General features: G+C 65.1%; 20 protein-coding genes and 3 pseudogenes. 15 read left to right on the top strand and 8 right to left on the bottom strand.

Going from position 1 to position 20513, the window contains the following annotated elements; all coding sequences use genetic code 11:
- Both ABH933_RS44985 and ABH933_RS44980 read right to left on the bottom strand, forming a co-directional pair.
- A partial coding sequence (locus ABH933_RS44985; RefSeq protein WP_429429209.1) for an IPT/TIG domain-containing protein occupies nucleotides 1-338 on the bottom strand: 338 nt, incomplete at its 3' end.
- Nucleotides 339-479, bottom strand: a pseudogene (locus ABH933_RS44980) (hypothetical protein); the annotation flags it as partial.
- Nucleotides 480-662: 183 nt separating this feature from the next.
- Between ABH933_RS44980 and ABH933_RS44975 the strand changes: the two are divergent.
- The gene (locus ABH933_RS44975; RefSeq protein WP_429429179.1) at nucleotides 663-1253 is read left to right on the top strand and encodes an ISAs1 family transposase; all 591 of its coding nucleotides are present in this window, start codon (nucleotides 663-665) and stop codon (nucleotides 1251-1253) included.
- Between the two features lie 5 nt (nucleotides 1254-1258).
- A complete protein-coding gene (locus ABH933_RS44970) occupies nucleotides 1259-1744 on the top strand; it encodes an ISAs1 family transposase (protein ID WP_429429181.1) in 486 nt (161 codons plus the stop codon).
- Here the strand turns inward: ABH933_RS44970 and ABH933_RS44965 are convergent.
- Nucleotides 1734-1883, bottom strand: coding sequence for an IPT/TIG domain-containing protein (locus ABH933_RS44965; protein WP_429429183.1), 150 nt, complete (start codon nucleotides 1881-1883; stop codon nucleotides 1734-1736). The two genes, ABH933_RS44970 and ABH933_RS44965, sit on opposite strands and share 11 nt — an antisense overlap.
- A 740-nt stretch (nucleotides 1884-2623) precedes the next feature.
- Here ABH933_RS44965 and ABH933_RS44960 point away from each other — a divergent pair.
- A complete protein-coding gene (locus ABH933_RS44960; protein ID WP_429429185.1) occupies nucleotides 2624-3022 on the top strand; it encodes a DUF5994 family protein in 399 nt (132 codons plus the stop codon).
- Nucleotides 3023-3713: 691 nt separating this feature from the next.
- On the opposite strand, the gene ABH933_RS44955 is transcribed toward ABH933_RS44960, so the two are convergent.
- A complete protein-coding gene (locus ABH933_RS44955) occupies nucleotides 3714-4796 on the bottom strand; it encodes an IS110 family transposase (protein ID WP_429429211.1) in 1083 nt (360 codons plus the stop codon).
- A 390-nt stretch (nucleotides 4797-5186) separates the two neighbouring features.
- A pseudogene (locus ABH933_RS44950) lies at nucleotides 5187-6328 on the bottom strand (IS701 family transposase).
- Nucleotides 6329-6516: 188 nt separating this feature from the next.
- On the opposite strand from ABH933_RS44950, the gene ABH933_RS44945 reads away from it, so the two are divergent.
- The gene (locus ABH933_RS44945; RefSeq protein WP_429429189.1) at nucleotides 6517-7329 is read left to right on the top strand and encodes an inositol monophosphatase family protein; all 813 of its coding nucleotides are present in this window, start codon (nucleotides 6517-6519) and stop codon (nucleotides 7327-7329) included.
- Between the two features lie 154 nt (nucleotides 7330-7483).
- A complete protein-coding gene (locus tag ABH933_RS44940) occupies nucleotides 7484-7618 on the top strand; it encodes a hypothetical protein (protein ID WP_429429191.1) in 135 nt (44 codons plus the stop codon).
- 452 nt (nucleotides 7619-8070) lie between these two features.
- Here the strand turns inward: ABH933_RS44940 and ABH933_RS44935 are convergent, their stop codons facing one another.
- The gene (locus ABH933_RS44935; RefSeq protein WP_429429193.1) at nucleotides 8071-9093 is read right to left on the bottom strand and encodes an AraC family transcriptional regulator; all 1023 of its coding nucleotides are present in this window, start codon (nucleotides 9091-9093) and stop codon (nucleotides 8071-8073) included.
- A 173-nt stretch (nucleotides 9094-9266) separates the two neighbouring features.
- On the opposite strand from ABH933_RS44935, the gene ABH933_RS44930 reads away from it, so the two are divergent.
- Nucleotides 9267-9641: a carboxymuconolactone decarboxylase family protein gene (locus ABH933_RS44930; protein WP_429429213.1), complete on the top strand. Its 375-nt coding sequence runs from the start codon at nucleotides 9267-9269 to the stop codon at nucleotides 9639-9641.
- A 23-nt stretch (nucleotides 9642-9664) separates the two neighbouring features.
- Here the strand turns inward: ABH933_RS44930 and ABH933_RS44925 are convergent, their stop codons facing one another.
- Entirely contained in the window at nucleotides 9665-10897 is a 1233-nt protein-coding gene (locus ABH933_RS44925) for an IS110 family transposase (protein ID WP_429429195.1), read from the bottom strand.
- A 369-nt stretch (nucleotides 10898-11266) separates the two neighbouring features.
- Between ABH933_RS44925 and ABH933_RS44920 the strand changes: the two genes are divergently transcribed.
- The 7 genes from ABH933_RS44920 (at nucleotide 11267) to ABH933_RS44890 (ending at nucleotide 17977) form a co-directional block, all read left to right on the top strand.
- Nucleotides 11267-12316 (top strand): 3-keto-5-aminohexanoate cleavage protein, encoded by a 1050-nt coding sequence (locus tag ABH933_RS44920; RefSeq protein ID WP_429429197.1) that lies wholly within the window; start codon nucleotides 11267-11269, stop codon nucleotides 12314-12316.
- 124 nt (nucleotides 12317-12440) lie between these two features.
- Entirely contained in the window at nucleotides 12441-13787 is a 1347-nt protein-coding gene (locus ABH933_RS44915; RefSeq protein WP_429429199.1) for an MFS transporter, read from the top strand.
- Nucleotides 13788-13835: 48 nt separating this feature from the next.
- A complete protein-coding gene (locus ABH933_RS44910; RefSeq protein WP_429429201.1) occupies nucleotides 13836-15401 on the top strand; it encodes a long-chain-fatty-acid--CoA ligase in 1566 nt (521 codons plus the stop codon).
- A 67-nt stretch (nucleotides 15402-15468) separates the two neighbouring features.
- Nucleotides 15469-16293 carry an SDR family NAD(P)-dependent oxidoreductase gene (locus tag ABH933_RS44905; protein WP_429429203.1) on the top strand — a complete coding sequence of 275 codons (825 nt, stop codon included), beginning with the start codon at nucleotides 15469-15471 and terminating at the stop codon, nucleotides 16291-16293.
- Nucleotides 16274-16996, top strand: coding sequence for an RBBP9/YdeN family alpha/beta hydrolase (locus tag ABH933_RS44900; RefSeq protein ID WP_429429205.1), 723 nt, complete (start codon nucleotides 16274-16276; stop codon nucleotides 16994-16996). Before ABH933_RS44905 ends, ABH933_RS44900 begins: the two co-directional genes overlap by 20 nt.
- Nucleotides 16997-17010: 14 nt before the next feature.
- Nucleotides 17011-17775: a hypothetical protein gene (locus ABH933_RS44895; protein WP_429429215.1), complete on the top strand. Its 765-nt coding sequence runs from the start codon at nucleotides 17011-17013 to the stop codon at nucleotides 17773-17775.
- A gap of 28 nt (nucleotides 17776-17803) precedes the next feature.
- Nucleotides 17804-17977 (top strand): hypothetical protein, encoded by a 174-nt coding sequence (locus tag ABH933_RS44890; RefSeq protein WP_429429216.1) that lies wholly within the window; start codon nucleotides 17804-17806, stop codon nucleotides 17975-17977.
- A gap of 65 nt (nucleotides 17978-18042) precedes the next feature.
- On the opposite strand, the pseudogene ABH933_RS44885 reads toward ABH933_RS44890, so the two are convergent.
- Nucleotides 18043-18303, bottom strand: a pseudogene (locus ABH933_RS44885) (transposase); the annotation flags it as partial.
- Between the two features lie 226 nt (nucleotides 18304-18529).
- Here ABH933_RS44885 and ABH933_RS44880 point away from each other — a divergent pair.
- Complete coding sequence (locus ABH933_RS44880; protein WP_429429207.1) at nucleotides 18530-18913, top strand: hypothetical protein; 384 nt, start codon at nucleotides 18530-18532, stop codon at nucleotides 18911-18913.
- A gap of 884 nt (nucleotides 18914-19797) precedes the next feature.
- Nucleotides 19798-20513: transposase (locus tag ABH933_RS44875; RefSeq protein WP_429455330.1), on the top strand; the 716-nt coding region annotated here is incomplete at its 3' end.

Below are 20513 nucleotides of genomic sequence, written 5' to 3'. Positions count from 1 at the left end.
ACGGCGGTCAGGACGGGCACCGCGATATAGGTGAACGCGACACCGTTACTGGTTCCACCAGGGGTGGTGACGGTAACCGACACCGTGCCGGCTGAATGAGCAGGCGTCACCGCCGTGATCTGTGTCGAGGAGTTGACCGTGAACGAAGTTGCCGGTGTCCCACCGAAACTCACCGCTGTCACGCCGGTCAAGTTCGTCCCGGTGAGCATGACCGTCGCCCCACCCGCCGCCGACCCCGAAGCCGGATTGATGCTGGTCAAGGTAGGAACCGCACTACCGTAGACGTAGGGCAGCGGGTTGCTCGTGCCGTCCAGCAGTACCTGCACGGTGACGTTCACCGTACCGGTTCCAGGCGGGACGATGGCCGTGATCTGGGTATTGGAGTCGATGGTGAAAGTCGTTGCCGTCGTGCCGAACCGGACAGGGCCTCGGCGTTCTCGGTTTCGGTAGTGTGACCTGCGGTTGAGTGTGAGCGACACCGCTGTAGCGGAAGTTGGCCGGGCACCGCAGCTTTCGAGAAGATGGCGGCTCCTATACACACCACAACCGAAAAGCGTGCCGTGCCCGTTCGCTCATCTTCTCTCATGCCGTCGCCGGTTGTCGAACTCGATGATCGCGGCCCCGAACCGCTCCCGATCACTGCTGCCGCGGGTTTGCTGGAGGTGCTGGACAAGGTCGCTGATCCGCGGACCCGCCGTGGCCGGCGCTTCGAGCTGGCGTCGATCCTCGCGGTCGCGTTGGCGGCGACGCTGACCGGGGCGCGGTCGTTTACCGCGATCGGCGAGTGGGCTGCCGAGACGCCCGCGCCTGTGCTGGCGCGGCTGGGCCTGCCACGGGGCGCGCCGAGTGAGAAGACGATCCGCCGGACCTTGCAACGCTTGGACGCCGACGCCCTCGATGCGGCGATCGGAGCATGGATGTGGTTGCGTGCCAAGACTATCGGCGGGGTGAAGGTCATCTCGTTCGATGGTAAGACGATGAAAGGCGCCCGGGACGCGGCCGGGAAACTGGTTCATCTGCTGTCCGGGATCTGCCAGGCCACGGGCGTGATCATCGGCCAGGTCGCCGTCGGCGAAAAAACCAGTGAAGTGCCGAAACTGCGAGCCCTGCTGGCCGGCCTCGACATCACCGGGGCCGTGATCACCGCCGACGCCCTACATACTTGCCGCGAGACCGCCGAGGACATCATCGCCGCCGGCGCTCACTACATCTTCGTGGTGAAGGCGAACCAGCCGCTGCTGCGGAAACAGTGAAAGCGTTGCCGTGGAACGATATTCCCACTCTCGACCATTCCAGCGGGAAACGACGGCACGGGCGGCTGGAGACCCGCTCACTCAAGGCAGCCGGAATCGGTTCGGGCATAAGGTTTCCCGGCGCGAGGCAGGCACTGCGGATGCGCCGCACTCGCACCGTGCTCTCCGGGCACCGCGGCAAACGCAAGCAGACCCGCGAAACCGTCTACCTCGTCACCAGTCTCGACGCCACCGACGCCTCCCACAACCAGATTGCCAACTGGTTGCGCGGGCACTGGACGATCGAGAACCGAGTCCACTGGGTCCGCGACACCGCGTTCGACGAAGATCGTCACCAAGCCCGCACCGGCACCGGCCCGCAAGTCCTCGCGACCCTGCGGAACGCCGCGATCAGCTTGCTCCGCCTGGCCGGGCACACCGGCATCGCCAAAGCGCTGCGCCATAACTCACGCAACCCTCAAAGACCCATCGAAATGCTGCTCACCTGCTGAAGCCCGAGAACGCCGAGGCCCTGCCGAACCGGACAGTCAACGGACCGACATTGGCGAATCCGGAGCCGGTGATGACGACAGAGTTGAAACCCGCCGGAGGGCCGAAAGAGGGCGTCAGCGAGGTGATAACAGGTGACATTTTTTGCCTTCTCAATCAGTGATGAGTGAAAGTGGTTCTCCCACAGCAGCGCAGGCTATTTCGCCGCCTATGCCCAGTAAGCCTCCAGTAGCGGCACTTCGGCAATGCATCCCTGGTCCGTTTTCGTCCGGTTTGTATCCGTTTCAGGTTCGGCCGGTAGCTGTTTGGGCAACTGGACACCCGGCGCACCTCTTCCCCGAGCTCGAGCCGACCGCCACATGGACTCATCCCCAAAGATACGTCGCTGAAAACTCAAGCGCCGTAACGTATCCGAATTGCAACCGCAAGCAGAGACAGGGCAAACATGCAGACCAGATGGCTTTTTCATGATTTTTGTATCAGCGCATATGCCTGGTGCTGTGTTCTTCGAAGGTCATGTTCTTGATGTTGATCTTGTCGGTACGGGTCTGGTGGATGGGTTCTGCCGAGGGCTTGGTTGTGTTTTTCTCGCGGAATCGTTCTGGCGCAAAAAACAACGCATTCGGGTCGTCCCCCCGTATACAGGGGCATTACAAACAGCTATAATAGATATATCGGCGACACATCGTATACAGCCGTTTCGAGGTTGTATCGTCGTCCGATTCGAATGAATTCGGCCGGTTCGCGGCCGGAGCAGGAGGTGACGACGGGACAGATGACGCGACAGATGACCCGAGCAAGTATCGGCCCGCACAGCCTGCCCGGTGATCACTTACCGCGTGTGTTGTTGAAGTCCGGGGTGCCGAAGACCGGTTACGTCGATGGAGCGTGGTGGCACTAGTGACGACCTCGCCACCGAGCTACCGGTTTTGCTCACAGCGCTGAACAGTGTGCTCGGCGCTGTTGAGCGGGTGGTTTACCACCTCGGTGAATGGTCCAGTGCGCCCGGTGAACTCGCATTCGCCGGGCGGGTGGTGCGACTGGACGGATACCGTCACTGCACCGTGGACACGATCGAAGTGCCCGGTCCGGGAAATCGCCGCCGGGTCTTGCTGGTGGTACCGCCCAACACCGACGCGCACCATGCGTTTGCGGCGATGACATCCGCGGCGGACCATGATGATCTCGAGCAGCGCAGCGGCATCGGCAGCGCAGCGGCATCGGTGGCGTCACCGAATCGGACGTTGCTGGTGGATCCGCAGGGGATCTCTTGCCGGTAGTTCCAGCGGTCGCGGACTTGTCCGGGGCGCTGGTTGTCGTCGGCGTTCACAGTCATGACTCCTCACATCGAGAATGGGATGTAGCAGGACGAGTGCGAATACGACGACGACAGCGACCGCGCTCTGCGCCAACTACGGCCTCGTAAAGACCTGTCGAGCACAGAGTTTCGATGCGTGCGAGGCCCGTCGCCGACGTTCGCGAGGTGGCCAGTTCCTCGGTCGGTCACAGCAGGAATCCCGGATCGCGCGGTTCGGGATCGGGGCCCTGGATCCAGATATGCCCTGCCGCCAGCATCCTGTATTCCCCGAAGTAACAGGTGTCGGGCATCAACGTTGAACTCGAACGGTCGCAGCGTGCAGCGTTTCGACGTCTCCGTATTCGCTGACGTCGCTGTGCAACTTCACCATGTACCCGACAACGCGCACCTCCCTCAACCGCCAGATCGCAGGCCAACGCCTGCGGAAGTCCACCACCGTGCACGGCACCGGCTTCCCGATTACCTGACGCGGCGCAGGCCAGTCCAACCCCTTCGCGTCCGGGCCGTACAACAAATCACCTACCTGCACCATGACGGGCGGCACGATCGGCAATTCGAACGAGGTTTCGTCACGAATCCCCTACGCTTCGAGACTCGTGTTTCACAGTTAGCCTGCGGCGTTTACCCAGGCCAGGCGGATGGTGTGGACGCTTCTATGTGTTGTCAAGGTCTTTCGGAATCGTACGGTTGTGGAGTTCGCTGGCGGTGAGGCTGCGGTAGAGCTGGCGGGTGATGTAGCGCTTGATACAGCGTCGGATTTCCTTGCTGGATTTGCCTTCTGCGGTACGACGGGCCACGTAGTCACGTGTGGCGGGATCGCTGCGCATCCTGGTGTTGGCGATGGTGTGGATCGCTCGGTTGAGCGCTCGATCTCCGCCTCTGTTGAGTCGGTGACGTGTGCTGCGTCCGCTGGATGCCTCGATGGGGCTGGTGCCGGCGAGTGCGGCGAACGCGGCGTCGTTGCGGCAGCGGCCGGTGTGGGAAAAACTGACGATGACCTGGGCGGCGGAGATGGGACCGATACCGCACTGATCAGTCAGGCCGGGGGCCAGATCATGGACGATGTCGGCGAGTTGAGCCCGGTTAGCCTGCAGTTCGCGGCGCTGGTCGCGTAGTGCGAGGGCCAGCCGCCGGATCTCGGCCTGCCGGATCGCCTGTACTCGGTCGGCATCGCGGGGGCAGCGTCGCCGAGCCAGAGCGGCCAGCGTCGCGACGGTGAGACTGCCGCGGGCGAGGTCGCGATCGCTGTCGCCACCGTCGCGCAGGAGTGCGCGCAGCCGGTTGGTGTGTGCGGTCACACCGGTGGTGAGTTCGTCGCGGGCCGACAGCAGGATCCGCAGCGCTTCGCGGTCACCATCGGCGCGAGGACTCGGGAGTTTCCCGGTGTCGAGTTGCAACGCGAACAGCACCGCTAGGTGTGCATCGATGGCGTCCGACTTGCCCCTGCCACGTCGGGCTTTCCGGCTCGGCTGTTCGCACTCGAGTACCAACAGGCCAGCGGCGGCGATCGCGCGGGCGAGCCCCAGACCGTAGCTACGGGTGCCCTCGATGGAGACCGCCACCCGCGGCCCCGCTGCGTGCTCGCTGATCCAGCCGAGCAGTTGTGCGTAGCCAGCGCCGGTGTTGTCGATCGTGCAGGTGGCGATTGGCGCCCCAGTAGGGTGCGCGATCTCGACTTGGTGGGTGTCACGGTGGGTGTCGACACCGACCACGGCATCGACGACGTCTGCCAACATAGTCACGGGGCTTGTGCTTCCTAATCAGGACACGGGCTCCATCAGTCGGCACCGGCCTGGGAAGAGGTCACCGAGCGGCATATCTGTGACGGGTCACGCAGCAGCGGACATGCTTCTGATCAGGCCAACTGGTGGCCAGGCCGGTGCCGGCGACCACGACGGACAAGTCCACACAAGGGCACGCCGAAGCAGCCAGATTTGTTCGGAGTCACGCCGAGTCACCGGCACCGATCCTGGTAGCGGACCAGACCGGAACCGCTGACCAACACACTCACAGATTTGTTCGGGGGTGGGGTCGGCGGGTAGGTCCACACGATATTGGGCGGCGATCAGTGTGCGGCGGAGCTTGGTGAGCATGTCGGGGTAACTCGGACGGGTTTTGGTGGTGTATCAGCGGGCCCGGCGTCGGCGCTCGGCGACGACGGCGGGTGAATGCCCGGCGAGGTGGTACCAGAGGATGACCAGGGTTTGGGTGAGCATGCCGAACGGGACGGTGCGCTCGACCGCCGGGCGGGTGCGGTTGCGGGCCTCTCCGGCACCGGTGACGTGTTTGGCTTCAAAGAACGCGACCTCGATCGACCAGCGGGCCGCGTAGCGTTCGACGACTTCGGCTGCGGGTGCGGTTGTATCGGTGGTGAGCAGCGCCAGGCCGGGGCGGCGGGGTTCGCGCACGACCAGGACACGCACGGGCTGGGAGCGGAATGCGCCGTACCACAGGCAGCGGCGTTCGTGCACGGTGACGGTGGTGGTACGGCCGTAGCGGGTGACCGTGACGGGCTCGCCCGCGGTGGCGGCGGCCAGGTCTGCGGGTGTGCCGATCTTGGCGCCGCGGGTGCGGGGCCGACCCCGCCTGCCTCGCATATTCGGGGGGTTGTCCACGTCGGGATGCACCTCGTAGAGGGCGGCGTTTCGGGGCAGCGGCCCAGTCAACGTCACGTTCGCGGGCAGGTGGCGCAGAGTGCTGCACACGTATGCGCCGGCGGCGACCACATGGACGCGTCGATCCGGTCGCGCGGCGGCGATGCGGTAGATGAGGTCGCGGGCGAGGAGGGTTTTGGTCGGGCCGCCGGGGCGCCACAACCGGAACAGCACCGGTAGCGCGATCGGGCGGTCCGCAAACGGCAGCTCGACCACCACCGCGGCCACGACGAAGGTCGTGCCCTTCGACAGCTTGGACTGACCTTTGGCCACCGACCGGGAGCCGTCGTAGGCCCAGACCGCGCCATAGACGTGACGGCCGCTGCGGCGAAACAGCGTGTCGTCGACCGCGATGCACTGGCCGGGGTGAGCCAGCCGACTACCAGCCCCAGCATCACCAGCCCGAGCTGATCGAGACTCCAGCGGGCGGTAGCGAAGAACCGGTGCGCGCGACTGTGGTGGCCGCCCATCCCGGCAGCGGTTAGCATGCCGCACACCGTCCGCCGGGCCGGCGCGGCGATCAACCCGACAGTCAGTGCGACGAAGGTGGTGAACGTGGGGCTGGTGAAACACGGCCGGAACGCATCCAGCAAGGGCTGCAACGACTTCGGCACAAACGGGATCGACACAAGACGCTGATCATCGCGGCACGGACACCGTGGCGATCACCCGACACGCCGACAAGGCCACCAGCGTGTCTCACACGCGCCAGTCACCTTCCCGACTACTCTACCTATCCTGACTACCGTTAACTATAGTGTCCTGTAATGCCGACAAGCGGACGGCGCAGTAGGGTGCCGAGGTGGGCGATACCGATGCAGAGTTGGCAGTCTTGGCAGCGCAGGCCGCGAGTGGTGTCATCCGGTCATATTTCCGCGCTCCCGTGACCCGTTACGCCAAGGGCGACAACGATTTCGCGACTGGAGCAGATATCGCCGCCGAGCAGATCATTCTCGCGACGCTCGGCGCGGCTCGTCCGAGCGACCGGTTCGTCGCCGAGGAGTCCGGCAGCACCGGCACCGCGGGATCGAGCCGGGTGTGGTTGATCGACCCGCTGTGCGGAACAGCGAATTTCGCTGCTGGCACACCGCATCTGGCGGTCAACATCGCCGCCCGGGTCGGTGCGACGATCACCACAGCGGCTGTAGCCGACCCATTCACCGAAGAGGTCTTCGGGACCGACGGTAACGACGCTTGGTTGCACCGCGACGGTCAGGCTCTGCGATTGGTGCCCGATGCGACCAGCCGCTTGGTCGAGGTCAATCTCGACTATTGGGTTCCGGGTGCAGGAGGTTTCGAGCCAGCGCGACTGTTGGGAGACCCAGCGTTCAAAGCCGCGTTCGGAGCTCGTGTGCTGTCGACGACCCTCGCGGTGGCGTGGGTCGCGGCCGGACGGCGTGCGGCGTATGTGTCTGACGGCGACCTGCGCGACAGCGTGCATTTCGCCAGCGGGATCGCGTTGTGCCAAGCCGCCGGTTGCATCGTCACCGGGTTGCTCGGCCAGCCGATAGACGCGTCCCCGTACGGTTTGGTGGCTGCGGCAGACGCGGAAACCCACACCTCGCTCGTCGGCATCATCGCTAACCAGGTCGGACAGGAAACCCCAACCAACTGAAACGCTGCCAAACGTAGCCTCCCGAACGCACCCTCATAGCCGAATGCGGTGTTTCAGGCGGAAAGGAATCAACTCAGGTTGAATGTCAAATGAATTGCCCCCAAAGGAAATCGAACACAACCCAGGACGTGATGTTCTCTGCAAGAATAGGTGCATGACATCATCCGATCAGACACCTACGGACGAGGAACCTCAGGCGGGCGCGGCGCAACTCCGAATGGCTCGGGCCAACGACGACGAAGAAGAGGTCAACGATGGCGACAAAGTCGTCGTCAGTCGGGACGAATAAGCGTCCACTCAGACCATGCCCGCGCTGACCGAACTGGTCGGGGTGGGCAACGGACGTTCGTCGAGTTAATACGACAGTTGTAGTTCGTTGTGTAGTACCTATTTTCGTTGGTGGCGGAGCGTCCGGACGTAGGTTTGGTGGCCTCGGCGCCAGTGGGTGGCGGCGTGGGTGAGGGTGCGGGCTGGGTGTAGGACTATCGCCAGGAGACGGCGGATGTCGGCGACTGTGATCGGGCCCAGCCCGCGTGGGCTTTTGGGTCGGTGGCGGCGGTGACGGCGAGAAAGGCGTGGGCGAGCATGGCCAGAAGTCGGGTGCGTGCAGAACGGGGTTCTGCACCAGGCGATTACGCGGTATCCGCCCGATTTTCGGCCGATACTACGGCCATCTCAGATAGCCAAGTACTGACCGGTCGCCGGGGAATCACCTGTGGCAGTGAGGCTGTCGGTGCACTGTTATATGCTCGTTGGCAACTGCGAAGGCCGCGGGTTTGACCTGTGTGTTTCCCACTTGGTGGGGGCGCAGCCGAAGCGGGTGTGGAACCATCGCGAGAAGGCGCTGAGTTCGGAGAAGCCGAGATCGCCGGCAATCTCGCTCATGGTCCGGTCCTTTCTTGCGACGTAGCGTTGCGCCAGCTCGATCCGTACGGCTTCCAGGATCGAGGAGAATGTTTCGCCGGTACGGGTGAGATGCCGGTGCAGGGTGCGTCGGTCCATACCCAGGCTGCGGGCGACCTGGGCTGCCGAGCATCGTTGCGTTGGCAGCAGGGATTCGATCACGCGTCGCACGTGATCGGCTGTCGTGTCGCCAGGAAGGGCGAGCGATCGCAGGTATTGGCGGGTATAGGGGCGCAGGAGCGGATCGGCCAGGGGGTTGGTGGCGTCGAGATCTCGGGCGTAGAAGATGATGCCATCGAATTCGCGGCTGAAATCGATGGTGTCGCCGAGCATCCGGTGGTAGGCGTCGACGTCGGCGGGGGCCGGGTGGGTGAAGCACGCCGTGACGGGCTTCCAGTCCTCGTGCAGGAGATCGCGCAGGATCCGGCAGGTCGCGGCGACCGCCAGATCGACCGCCTGCCGTCCGAAACTGGCGCCCGGCGCGGCCAGTACGCGTATCGTCGCCAGACTGTTGACCTCGGTCAACCGGGTATGGAGAGCTTCGTTGTGCAGGTTGCCGTGGCGCAGCAGGATTTCGAGCGCGCTGCGGACATCGGGTTCTTCCCGGGCGACCAGGCCGAGCGGACCCAAGGTCCTGATGCTGCGTGCGGCGGCCAGCCTGAGCCCGAAGTCTTCGCATGCGGTTTCGGCGGCCGATAGTTCCAGCAACTGATCGATGGCCTCGACCGAGACCCAGCCGTCGGTGTTGGCGACCGCGGCGGGCTCAATTCCCACGGTGCGCATGAGCGGCTGCGGATTGAGCCCGAGTGACAGCGCCAAGTCCACATAGCCGTCCAACACGGCGCTACGCACCATCAGCATTGTGGCGATACCTCCTGTCCCAGATGATCAAACATATGCCCCGTACAGTCAAGTGTCTATGCCTTTTCATGGCTAGCGTGTCCTGCATCACGCCGTAAGGAACGGCAGTACGCACCGCAGGAGTTGCTTTGACAGTCTCGTCGCCGAAGGCGTCCACCCCGGTCGTGGATCACATGCGTGCCAGCGGTACCTGGAATCCGTTGTGGGACAACCTGTATGAGTGGGACCCGGAATGGACCGAGCAGTTCATGACGATGGGGTCCACGCCGATCCGGCGAGGAGTGTTCTCTCCGCAGTTCGTCGAGCTACTCAGCATCGCTATCGATGCCGCGTGCACGCACATGTACTCCCCGGGTGTGCGTCGGCATATCCGGGCCGCACTCGAGTTCGGTGTTACTCGCGAGGAGATTCTCACCGTCCTGGAAATGGTCAGTGTGCTCGGCATCCACGCCTGCAACATCGGCGCACCGATCCTCGCCGAGGAACTCGAGGCATTCGAGCGCCGGCCGCGAGACCGGAGCGAAGACCGTTCCGAACAAACCAACTGAAAGACATCTCACGGAAATAGAAGTCAAGCCGTGACCGCGAAAGGAGGTGGGAAGGCGCGATGTTCGTCGTAGAGGCAGCTGGTTTGCAGGCAGTGGTAGAGCTGGCCGAGGAACTTGTTGAACAGGTGACGCTGGGCCTGGTGGTTCCAATCGCCGACGGCGCGGCGGGCATCGAAATGGCGGCGGGCTCCTGGCGAGATGCGCAGCGATCCCAGCGCCCACATCGGTCCCACATTTGCCAGGCGGCGGTTTTTGATATGTCGGTGCAGGACGAGGGTCTTCTTGCCGCTGGCGCGGGTGATCGGCGCGGATCCGGCGTAAGCCTTGAGTCCTCGCGCATCGGCAAAACGGGCGCGGTCGTCACCGATTTCACTGAGCACCCGAGCGCCACCGAGCTGTCCCAGGCCGGGGAAGCTGGTGAGGATCTTGGCGTCCGGGTGCCGGTCAAAATGATTCCGGGTCTCCTCGGCCAGGTCGTGCTCGGCGGTGCAAGCGGCATCGAAGGTGCGCAGCAGTGCCGCGAGCTGAATGCCCATCGCGTTCTCGACCATCGGCAGCTGATGCAGGTAGGCGGCCCTGAAGATGACGTGGAGTCGTTCGACGTCGGCGTCGATGTTGCGTTGCCGGCCCGCTTTGATGAGCAGGCGACGCAGTTGGGTGCGAGTCAATCTCGCAGCGCGCGCCGGGGTCGGGGCCGCGGCGAGCACGACGCGGGCGTCGGGGCGGGCCATGCCGCCGCCACTCAAACCAGCGAACGCTTCCAGCGCGGCCGGATAGAAGTCCTTCAGCAGCGAACGCAGCTGGTTGCCGAGCTGTTTGCGCGCCCATACCGCATCCTGCTGGGCGCGGGCCAGGACCCGGATCGCTTGCGCCAGTTCGGTATCGGTTCCCATGCGGCGATGCGCGGCGGCGTCGGTGCGCAGGATGTTGGCCAGCATCACCGCGTCGGCGGCGTCGGATTTGGACCCCGACACCTGGTGCCGACTGCGATAGCGCGACGCCGAGAGCGGGTTGATCGCATAGATCGGCCGGTTGGTCGCCCGCAATGCGGCCACCAGCAGACCGCGATCGGTTTCGATCGCGATCGGGATCGGCTGCTCAGCACTATCCCCGGACTCGGCCAGCAGGTTCAGCAGCTCGGTGAACCCGGCAGCGTCGTCGCTGATTCTCTTGCGGCCCAATACCTTTCCTTCGCCGTCGATGACGGCGACATCGTGATGGGATTCGGCCCAGTCGATCCCGCAGAACGCACCCAATCGTTTGCTCCTTCATCCGGGTTACAGCTGTTCACGAGCCTGGTTGGGGTCACGCGGCACCCTAATCGCGGGACTCGACGGTCCGTCATCTCACTAGCCGTCCGTGACTCCAGCGCACCGCAGGACCGCGTGCTATCGAAGAGCTCGAAGGCTCGGGAACATTTCGAGGCGGTCACCCCTGCGGCGGGCTCGAGCAACGGAATCCCACCACACACTCTGGCCAGCCGTCAGGCGCGCCGTTCTTTCAGAAGACGTCGAACGCCGGGAACTACTCGGGCGTCACCTGAAGGCCAGTCCACCAGGAACACGAACCGAAGGCCGCCGAGCGGCCTCGGAACCCATTCCCTACTAACCGATTAGGACTCGATCATGCATTATCTCGATGATTCGCTGCTGCCGGAGAACCAGGAGAAACTGGTCATCCAGGTGGCCCCGTACGGCCCGGAATTCCTGCCCGGCGATTCCGACGACATTCCGGTCACCATGGATGAGCAGGTCCAGAAAGCAGTGGACTGCTACAACGCAGGCGCGCAGGTACTGCACATACACGTGCGTGAGCTCGACGGGCACGGATCCAAGCGGTTGGAGATGTTCAACGAGATGCTCGGCCGGCTCCGGGAGGCGGTGCCGGAGATGATCCTGCAGGTCGGTGGGTCGATCTCGTTCGCGCCGCCGGAAGGCGCCGACAAGGCGAAGTGGCTGGATAGCGACACTCGCCACATGTTGGCCGAGCTCGATCCGAAGCCGGATCAGGTCACCATCGCCATCAACACCAGCCAGATGAACATCGTCGAGTTGCTCAGCGACGACGATATCGCCGGGACGTCGCTGCAGAACCCCGTGCTGCACAAGGCATACCGCGACATGGTGGTCGAGGCCGGTCCTGAGTTCTACATCGAGCATCTGCGCCGTTTGACCGCCGCCGGCATCCAGCCGCAGTTCATGCTGGGCAACTTGCCCCAGCTCGAGACGGTGGAACGGTTGATTCGCGCCGGTATCTACACCGGCCCGCTGGTGCTGAACTACGTCGCCATCGGCGGTGGTGCCGCAGGCGTGCATCCCGGGGATCTGTTCGAGTTCATTCGCCGGACGCCGGACGGCGCGGTGCTGACGATCGAAACCATCATGCGCAATGTCACCCCGATGTGCACCATCGCGATCGCGTTGGGCCAGCACGTGCGGGTCGGCATCGAGGACAACCTGTGGGGCCGCAAGGGCGAGCGGCGCACCTCGGTGCAGCAGGTCGAGCAGATGGTCCGCATCGCCGACGAGCTCGGCCGCGGCGTGGCCTCCTGTAAGGAGGCGCGCGAGATCTACCTGTTCGACGAGGTCTACTCCAGTACCGACGAGGCGCTGGCAAAGATCGGGTTCCCGCCCAACCGCAAGCCGGGCCAGGTCGGCTTCCTCCAGCACGCCTGATCGAACCTTGCAGCGTGCGGCTGCACAGCGCGGTGCGCCGCGCGCTGCCCTTTTTCCTTCGACGGTCGACCGGCCGCGCTCATCCCGTCACCGCACAGTTCCCCGCCAGGCTCGAGGAAGCGCCATGGACCTTCACACCACGCCCGCAGACCAAACTGCGGACGCATCGACGACGCGCGCCCGCTCGCGGATCTTTCCGTGGGTCGTGTTCGCCCTGACCTTCGGGCTGCTGCTGTCGGACTACATGTCCCGGCAGGTCCTGCCGGCGGTGTTCCCGTATCTGAAAACGCAATGGGGACTGTCGGATTCGCGGCTCGGCGCGCTCACCAGCGTGGTCGCTTTGATGGTTGCGTTGGGCACGGTGCCGCTGTCGCTGCTGGCCGACCGCTGGGGACGTGTGCGCAGCTTGTTGATCATGGCGACCTTCTGGAGTGTCGCCACCCTGCTGTGCGCATGCGCCGGCACCTTCGGCCAGATGCTGGGCGCTCGTTTCCTACTCGGGGTCGGTGAGGCCGCCTACGGCAGCGTCGGCGCTGCCGTGGTGGTCAGCGTTTTCTCCCCGCGACTGCGGGCCTCGGTCAGCGGGGCATTCCTCGCCGGCGGTTCCTTCGGCTCGGTCCTGGGAATCGCCCTGGGCGGGGTGATCGCCCGCCACATCGGATGGCGGGCAACCTTCGTCGCGATGGCGGTCTTCGGTCTGCTGCTGGTGGCAGCGTTCCGGCTGCTCGTGACCGAACACCGCCTGCAACGCCACCACATCACTGATGACACCACTCCGCAGCACGACCCAGCGACAGGCGTGCGGGCGCCGTTGTCGAGCCTGTTCTCCACCGTGTCGGTGTGGTGCGTCTATCTGGCCGGGGGCCTGCAGCTGTTCGTGTCGGCGGTGCTGATGGCCTGGCTGCCCAGCTTCTTCAACCGCTGCTACGGAATGGCCCCCGATCGCGCCGGTCTCACCGCCGCGGCATATGCGCTGTTGATCGGCATCGGCATGATCGGCTGCGGCCTGATCGCCGACCGCGTCGCCCACGCCGAACCTGCTCGCCTGTGGAGCATCGTGGCGGTGTATTGCGTGCTGTCGCTCGTCGTGCTCATGGTCGCTTTCAGTCTGCCCACCGGGCCCGCGCAGCTGACCGCACTCGGTATCGGGGCGCTGTTCTGTGCGGGTTCCACCGGTGCGATCTCCTCACTGGTCATCAATCTCACCCATCCGAGCCTGCGTGCCACCGCGTTCGGAACGGCCGTGTTGTTCAACAACATCTTCGGTTTGGCGGCCGGTCCGCTGGTCGTCGGTTTTCTCGCCGACCACTACGGGCTGCCCACCGCACTGCGACTGGTGCCGCCGGCCTACCTCGGCGTCCTCGCCATCGTGATCGTTGGTAGACGCGCCCACCCCGCCGACCTGCACGGGCCGGTTCGGTCGCAGACCGGATCGGCATCGGCTCGACCGGCCCAGCCCGCCGACTCGTAACCACCCGGCCGCCCGGTCACCGTCCACGACCACTGTCAAAGGTTTGTCATGCTCAATTTGTCTGTGCTGCTGGAAGATTCAGCACGCAACCACCCAGATCGCGACGCGGTCGTCGCCGCCGGGGACCGTCTCACCTACGCCGAGGTCGACGCCGCCGCCAACCAGGTCGCCAACCTGCTGGTCGCCCGCGGCATCGAACCCGGTGACAAAGTCGCCCTGTCGTGCCCCAACCTGGCGTGGTTTCCGATCATCTACTACGGCATCCTCAAAGCAGGCGCGGTCGTGGTCCCGCTCAACATCCTGCTCAAGGACCGCGAAATCGCCTACCACCTGCACGATTGCGACGCCAAAGCCTACTTCTGCCACGACGGCACCGCCGAGCTGCCGACCGGCGACTACGGCCGCGCCGGCTTCGAGCAAGCACCCGAATGCCGGCACCTGTTACGCATCGACACCCCCGCTCCCGGCCACGACGGCACCGCCGACGGCCTGGCCGCCCAACTGGGTTGCCAGCCCACCGAGTTCGCCACCCGAGTCCGCGAAGCGGACGACACCGCGGTGATCCTCTACACCTCGGGCACCACCGGCAAACCCAAAGGCGCCGAACTGACCCACGCCAACATGCTGCTCAACGCGTTCACCGCGACCCGGCAGTTCGACAGCCACCCCACCCGCCACGACCGGCACCTACTGGTACTGCCGCTGTTCCACACCTTCGGTCAGACGGTGAACATGAACGCCGGATTCTCTGTCGCCGCCACCCTGGTGCTACACCCCCGTTTCGACGCTACCGCCGCATTGGCGCTGATGCAGACCGAGCAAATCACCGTGTTCGCCGGCGTTCCGACCATGTACTGGAGCCTGCTCAACGCCCTCGACAACACCGACACCGACACCATCGATGTCGATGCCATCGCCGGGTGCATGCGGCTGGCCGTCTCCGGCGGCGCCTCACTACCAGTGGAGATCCTCACCCGATTCCGCCAGCGGTTCGGCATCGACATCATCGAAGGCTACGGCCTGTCGGAAACCGCCCCGATGGCCCTGTTCGGCAGCATCGAGCACGGTCCGCGCCCCGGCTCGATCGGGACACCGGTGTGGGGAGTGCAGGCCCGGCTGATCGACGAGGACTGGAACACCCTCACCGGCAGCCACGTCGTCGGCGAGATCGCCATCCGCGGCCACAACGTCATGAAGGGCTACTACAACCGGCCCGAGGCCACCGTCGAGGTCATGCGCGAGGGCTGGTTCCGCACCGGCGATCTGGCCCGCCGCGACCCCGACGGCTGCTACCACATCGTCGATCGCGCCAAAGACCTCATCGTGCGCGGGGGCCTCAACGTCTACCCCCGCGAGATCGAAGAAATCCTCATGACCCACCCCGCGGTATCCCTGGCCGCGGTCATCGGCATCCCGCATGAGAGCCACGGCGAGGAGATCAAGGCCTACATCATCCCCACCCACGGCACCCAACCCACCGAAACCGGCCTCATCACCTGGGCCAAAGACCAGATGGCCGCCTACAAATACCCCCGCCACATCGAAATCGTCCACACACTACCCATGACCGCCACCGGCAAAATCCTCAAACGCCAACTCCGCACCCACGACTGAAACCACCCCACCACACACCGCGGCATCCCGACGCCCTGCCGCAGCAACAGCACGTGAGGAGATCACCGTGACATTGACCGACAAGACCGCCGTCGTCACCGGCGCCGGCCAGGGACTCGGCAAGGCCATCGCGCTGGCGATGGCGCGCGCCGGCGCCGACATCGTCGCCTGCGACATCCAGGACGACAAGCTGACCGAGCTCGCCGCAGAGATCGACGCGCTGGGGCGGGCCTGTCTTCCGGTGCGCTGCGATGTCTCCGACCGTGCCGCGGTGGACCAGATGTTCACCGACGCCGCCCACCGCTTCGGCACGGTGGACATCCTGGTCAACAACGCCGCACTCGTGCCGTCCTCACCCGCCGACACCGAGCGCCGCAACCTGCACTACGCCTACATGACCACTCCGATGAAACGCCGCTCGCTCGGCATCACCAGCAGCCTCACCGACGAGGACTGGCTCAAATGGTGGGAGGTCAACGTCCACGGCGTGTTCTACTGCACCCGCGCCGCCCTGCGCTACATGGAACCACAGCGCCACGGCCGCATCATCAACATCAGCTCCATCGCCGGCATCTCCGCCGCCAGCACCCACAGCCCCGGCTACTCGGCCTCCAAGGCCGCCGTGGCCAGCCTCACCAAAACCGTCGCACTCGACGTCGCCGGAGCGAACATCCTCGTCAACGCCATCGCGTGCGGCGGCGTGCTGACTCCGCCGTTCCAGGCGTATCTCGACGCCACCGCCCCCGAACAGGTGGGCAGCCTCTATCAGATGATCCCCATGGGCCGGCTCGGCACCCCCGAGGAGTACGCCTCCCTCGCGGTTTATCTCGCCGGCGACAACCACTACCTCACCGGCCAGATCATCAGTCCCAATGGCGGAGCCGTCATCTGATACCCCGCCCGAAACAGGCCCCCGACTTCCCCGGAGCAGCACCGTGAACCACACCACCACACCGGTCGTCGTGATAGTCCCCGGCCTCGGCGATCACGGCGCCAGCCACTGGCAGAACCGGCTCGCCGCAACATTATCCCGCAGCCGCACCGTGCGCCGGCCACCAGGCGATGCGCGACTGAACCGCGACGCCTGGGTCACCGCGTTGGAGTCCACCCTGCGGGAAATCTCGCATCCGGTCGTGCTGGTCGCCCACAGCGCCGGCGTGCTCACCACCGTGCACTGGGCCCAGCAGCCCACCCGCGACATCCACGCGGCACTGCTGGTCACACCACCGGACTTCGAAACCCCGCTGCCCGACGGCTACCCGAGCACCGACCAGCTCACCACCCTGGGCTGGAACCCGATCCCACGCCGACAGTTGCCCTTCCCGTCCATCCTCGCTGCCAGCAGCAACGACCCACTCGCCGCCCGCCGCCGCGTCGCCGGGCTGGCCGAAACCTGGGGCAGCCGCCTGATCGACGTTGGCCCCGTCGGCCACCTCGACCCCGCCGCAGGCTACGGGCCATGGCCCCAGGCCGAGCAACTACTCCACGACCTGACCGCCACCGCCGACATCCAACCCCCTGAAGACCGTCTGCGCGAGGCCCGACCTCCGAAAAAGAGCACGTCCCGGACGGGGCTGTGCCGATCTCACCGATGAAGTTGAGGAACACCATGAAGATGAGGAAAACCGCCGCGACCGCCATCCTCGCGGCAACAGCGATCGCTGTCACCACCGCCACCGCGAATGCCGCACCCCAACCCGGCGACCAACCACCCAACGCCGTGCACTACGAAGTACACCGCGACGGCGGCTCCGCCGTCCTGTCCACCACCGACGGCAAACTGAAAATCATCGACGACCAACTGGTCCTCACCGACCACAACGGGCAACCGGTCGCCGCCCTCCCACTCACCTACCAGATCGACAACACCGCCCACCCCATCGACGCGCGCGTCGACGGCACCACGGCCACCCTGACCCCGTCCAAAGACAACCCCCGCCCCGTCCAGGCCGTCAGCCCCGACCAGATCATCCCCGTCGACAAAGCCGCGCAGATCGCCGAATCGGTCAACCCGCGCGACGCACAGGCCCTCGGCACCTTCACCCAGCGAGTCACCATCGGCGCCGCCGTGAGCGCCATCCTCGGCGCGGTACTCGGAGGCGGAATCGGCTGTCTTGTCGGCGCCGCGGCCGGTGCCGTACTGAGCAGCCCGGTCATCGTCTTGCTGGCGCCCTTCGTTGGCGCCGCGATCGCAGGCTGTGTCCTCGGCGCGGCAACCCTCGGCGCGGTCGGGTCGATGACCGGCCTCATCCTCGCAGGCGGGCCCATCACCCTGTTCGCCGCCATCCAATACTTCTCCACCATCCTCGCCCCCTGCCCGCCCAACGTCCCCGCCTGCAAAGACCCCATGCAGCCCGCCGCACCCGCGAAATAGGATCCGCTCACACTCATAGAGGATCTGCGTGCCGATCACCGGCAGCGGCCCCGTCACGGCAAGGCAGCCCGAGGCGTTGCGAACCATCACCTTCATTCGCAACGCCGACGGCCCGAAATACCTGGTGCACGACCCGGTGCTGCTGACCTGGAACGATCGGATAACGCTGGTGCTGTCCGGGGGCCGGGGACGATGGAGCTGAAAGAGCTGGACGAGTGGAATCGGAAATCCTCGCCCCACTCGACGAGAGCGAGCGGGCGCCGACTTCACACCCTTTTTCAAGAAACCGGTCTCGTCCGCGACCAGGACACCGTCCGGGCAGGCCAACGCGGCAGCCACATATGTCCGAAGCCGATCCCGCAGCTCATCGGCGTCCCACCGGGACCTGTTCAGGAAATGCTGTAACCCGTCCGGGCCCACCCCACCGGCAGCATCAGCCGACTGCCAGGAATTCTTGCGCTCCACCGGCGCCAGCAACCCCGTCAGATACGACCGCGCCCACCCCCGCGACTCGGCCCGATAGAACATCCCCGCGATCCGCGCGAACATCTCGTCGAACGCCACCCGCCACGCCGAAACATCCTCGGCGACAACATCACCCAGCACGACCGGTCAAACTACAGCAGATACGACGATCTTGCGGCACAACGAAATACAACTGTCGTGTTAAGGCACACTGGCCTGCCGCATGAACGCACTAACATGCCGCATAATCGGTTGTTCGGGAAGGCGTCTGCGATCTGTGATCGAATGAATGTTCGACAGGGATCGCGAAAGTCGAGCGGCTGGTGAGCAGATACCGCGAACGGCGGGCACCGAGCCCCAGCTGCTGCACTCCGAGGGACACGGGCACTATCACCAGTCCTTGCATGCCGGCCCGACGCCGGTGTGGGTGCGTCTGGACGCGGTGTACATCCGCGACCCCGGCATGCCCAAGCACCGCAACGGCGCCGGATTGGACATGACCGGCGAGCGGCCCGGGCTCCTGAGCCACTGGCTGCCCACCTACTCCGGCGGATGGCTCGGCAAAGTCACCTACGCAATTCCCTACGCCGACGGCCGCCCACCGCTGGAAGTCACCGGCCAGCTCATCCCGGCCTACGCCCTGCGCCCCCGCCGCACATCAGACCACAAGTAGCCATGGCCGACGGTTCTGCCTGCGGCCCGTGGCCTTCCTGGTGAACTTCCGCGCGTGGCTCGGGGGCCGGACAGTCCGGCGGCGTCTCGTGGCGGAAACCGAGATGGCTCAGCAGTTCGGGAGAAGCTCGGGATCGGGTAGGTGTCGCGCGAACCCTGTCTGTCGGTGTTGTCGCGGAGCAGTCGAACGACGCTGTTGCAATCGTTTGAGAACTGCGCGAAACACATTGCAGGACAACATGTTGCACTCATTCCACGGCGCGATTCTCTCCCGAGGCGGGCTACAAGCAGGGCTACAACGGCGAGTTCGATCGACATCAGCGATCCCGTAGGGGCATCAGTATGACGCAACCGCCGATCATGCCGGATTCGCCAACCTCTGGGCCTTAACCTAGCGGCCGCCAGCCACTCCAGGGACGTGAGCCGCGATGCCCCTGGATGCACGCCAGGCGATGACCGGCTTGGTCTCGATCGGCTGGGTTGGTTTGCGCGCTTTGCACTGCCATGCAGGTCATTCGGAACTCGCGGATGTCACGTAGCAGTTCGAAGCCCGGCCATTGCTCGGCGATCAACCCAGCGACCAGCGGCACCATCACACGGCGAAAGATCGAGGCTAACGCCCCCGTCCCTCCCTGCCACGGGAATCCAATTCCAACCGGAGCACCCTTTCCTTATGCTGCGCCTCCATCTGCCGCGCCTCCGCCTCTTGCGCTCGCGTCAACTTCGCCCCCGCCGATTTCACGTTCGCCGACAGCGCAGCGTCTAACCCTCGATCCACCGACGGGCTTGGGCCCGTCGGTGGTGTTTGAATGAAAAAGTGTCCTTCGAGCTGCGATGATTGCTGTTGTCTAGGCAACAATCGCGCAGTTCAGAAGGACACTTCGAGTGCAAGTTTCGCACAGGTTCGCCGCCGGGTCGGCGGTGTTCGACGATGAGAATCTCGTGTCGCTGGCGGGTTTGGTGCCGGTGATGCGGCTGGCCGAGCAAACAGGGCTGGTCGAGGCGCTGACGGAGAAGGTGTCGATCACCGCGCCGCGCGTCAAGTCCGGTTCGGCGAATCCGGCGCCGAAGCTGGCCACATTGATCGCGGGGATGTGCTCGGGCGCGGACAGCATCGACGATGTCGACGTGCTGCGCAGCGGTGGGATGAAGACATTGTTCGATCGCGTGTATGCGCCCTCGACGATCGGAACTTTGTTGCGGGAGTTCACTTTCGGCCATGCCCGCCAGCTCGAGGCGGTGCTGCGTGGGCATCTGGCTCGGCTGTGTCGGCGGGTGGAGCTGCTGCCGGGCGCCGAGGTGCGTGCGTTCGTCGATATCGACTCGCTGCTGCGACCGGTGTACGGGTATGACAAGCAGGGCGCTTCCTACGGACACACCAAGATCGCGGGCAAACGGATTCTACGGAAGGGACTTTCGCCGCTGGCGACCACGATCAGCACCGATCTCGCCGCGCCGGTGATCGCCGGGATGCGGTTGCGGGCCGGGAAGACCGGCTCAGGCAAGGGCGCCGGCCGTATGGTTGCCCAAGCGATCGTCACCGCCCGAGCGGCCGGAGTCACCGGTGAGATCCTGGTCCGTGGCGATTCGGCCTACGGCAC

Origin of the sequence: Nocardia sp. GP40, assembly GCF_050434125.1 — a bacterium.
Classification (GTDB): domain Bacteria; phylum Actinomycetota; class Actinomycetes; order Mycobacteriales; family Mycobacteriaceae; genus Nocardia; species Nocardia albiluteola.
This window is presented reverse-complemented; position numbering and strand designations above follow the sequence as displayed.

Bases quoted from the DNA above. Each gene is read 5' to 3' on its own strand.
- ABH933_RS44880 (WP_429429207.1), top strand. From the start codon at position 18,530: ATGTTCGACAGGGATCGCGAAAGTCGAGCGGCTGGTGAGCAGATACCG.
- ABH933_RS44930 (WP_429429213.1), top strand. From the start codon at position 9,267: ATGCGTGCCAGCGGTACCTGGAATCCGTTGTGGGACAACCTGTATGAG.
- ABH933_RS44900 (WP_429429205.1), top strand. From the start codon at position 16,274: ATGGCGGAGCCGTCATCTGATACCCCGCCCGAAACAGGCCCCCGACTT.
- ABH933_RS44920 (WP_429429197.1), top strand. From the start codon at position 11,267: ATGCATTATCTCGATGATTCGCTGCTGCCGGAGAACCAGGAGAAACTG.
- ABH933_RS44940 (WP_429429191.1), top strand. From the start codon at position 7,484: ATGACATCATCCGATCAGACACCTACGGACGAGGAACCTCAGGCGGGC.
- ABH933_RS44965 (WP_429429183.1), bottom strand. From the start codon at position 1,883: ATGTCACCTGTTATCACCTCGCTGACGCCCTCTTTCGGCCCTCCGGCG.
- ABH933_RS44895 (WP_429429215.1), top strand. From the start codon at position 17,011: ATGAAGATGAGGAAAACCGCCGCGACCGCCATCCTCGCGGCAACAGCG.
- ABH933_RS44955 (WP_429429211.1), bottom strand. From the start codon at position 4,796: ATGTTGGCAGACGTCGTCGATGCCGTGGTCGGTGTCGACACCCACCGT.
- ABH933_RS44960 (WP_429429185.1), top strand. From the start codon at position 2,624: ATGGAGCGTGGTGGCACTAGTGACGACCTCGCCACCGAGCTACCGGTT.
- ABH933_RS44915 (WP_429429199.1), top strand. From the start codon at position 12,441: ATGGACCTTCACACCACGCCCGCAGACCAAACTGCGGACGCATCGACG.
- ABH933_RS44935 (WP_429429193.1), bottom strand. From the start codon at position 9,093: ATGCTGATGGTGCGTAGCGCCGTGTTGGACGGCTATGTGGACTTGGCG.
- ABH933_RS44910 (WP_429429201.1), top strand. From the start codon at position 13,836: ATGCTCAATTTGTCTGTGCTGCTGGAAGATTCAGCACGCAACCACCCA.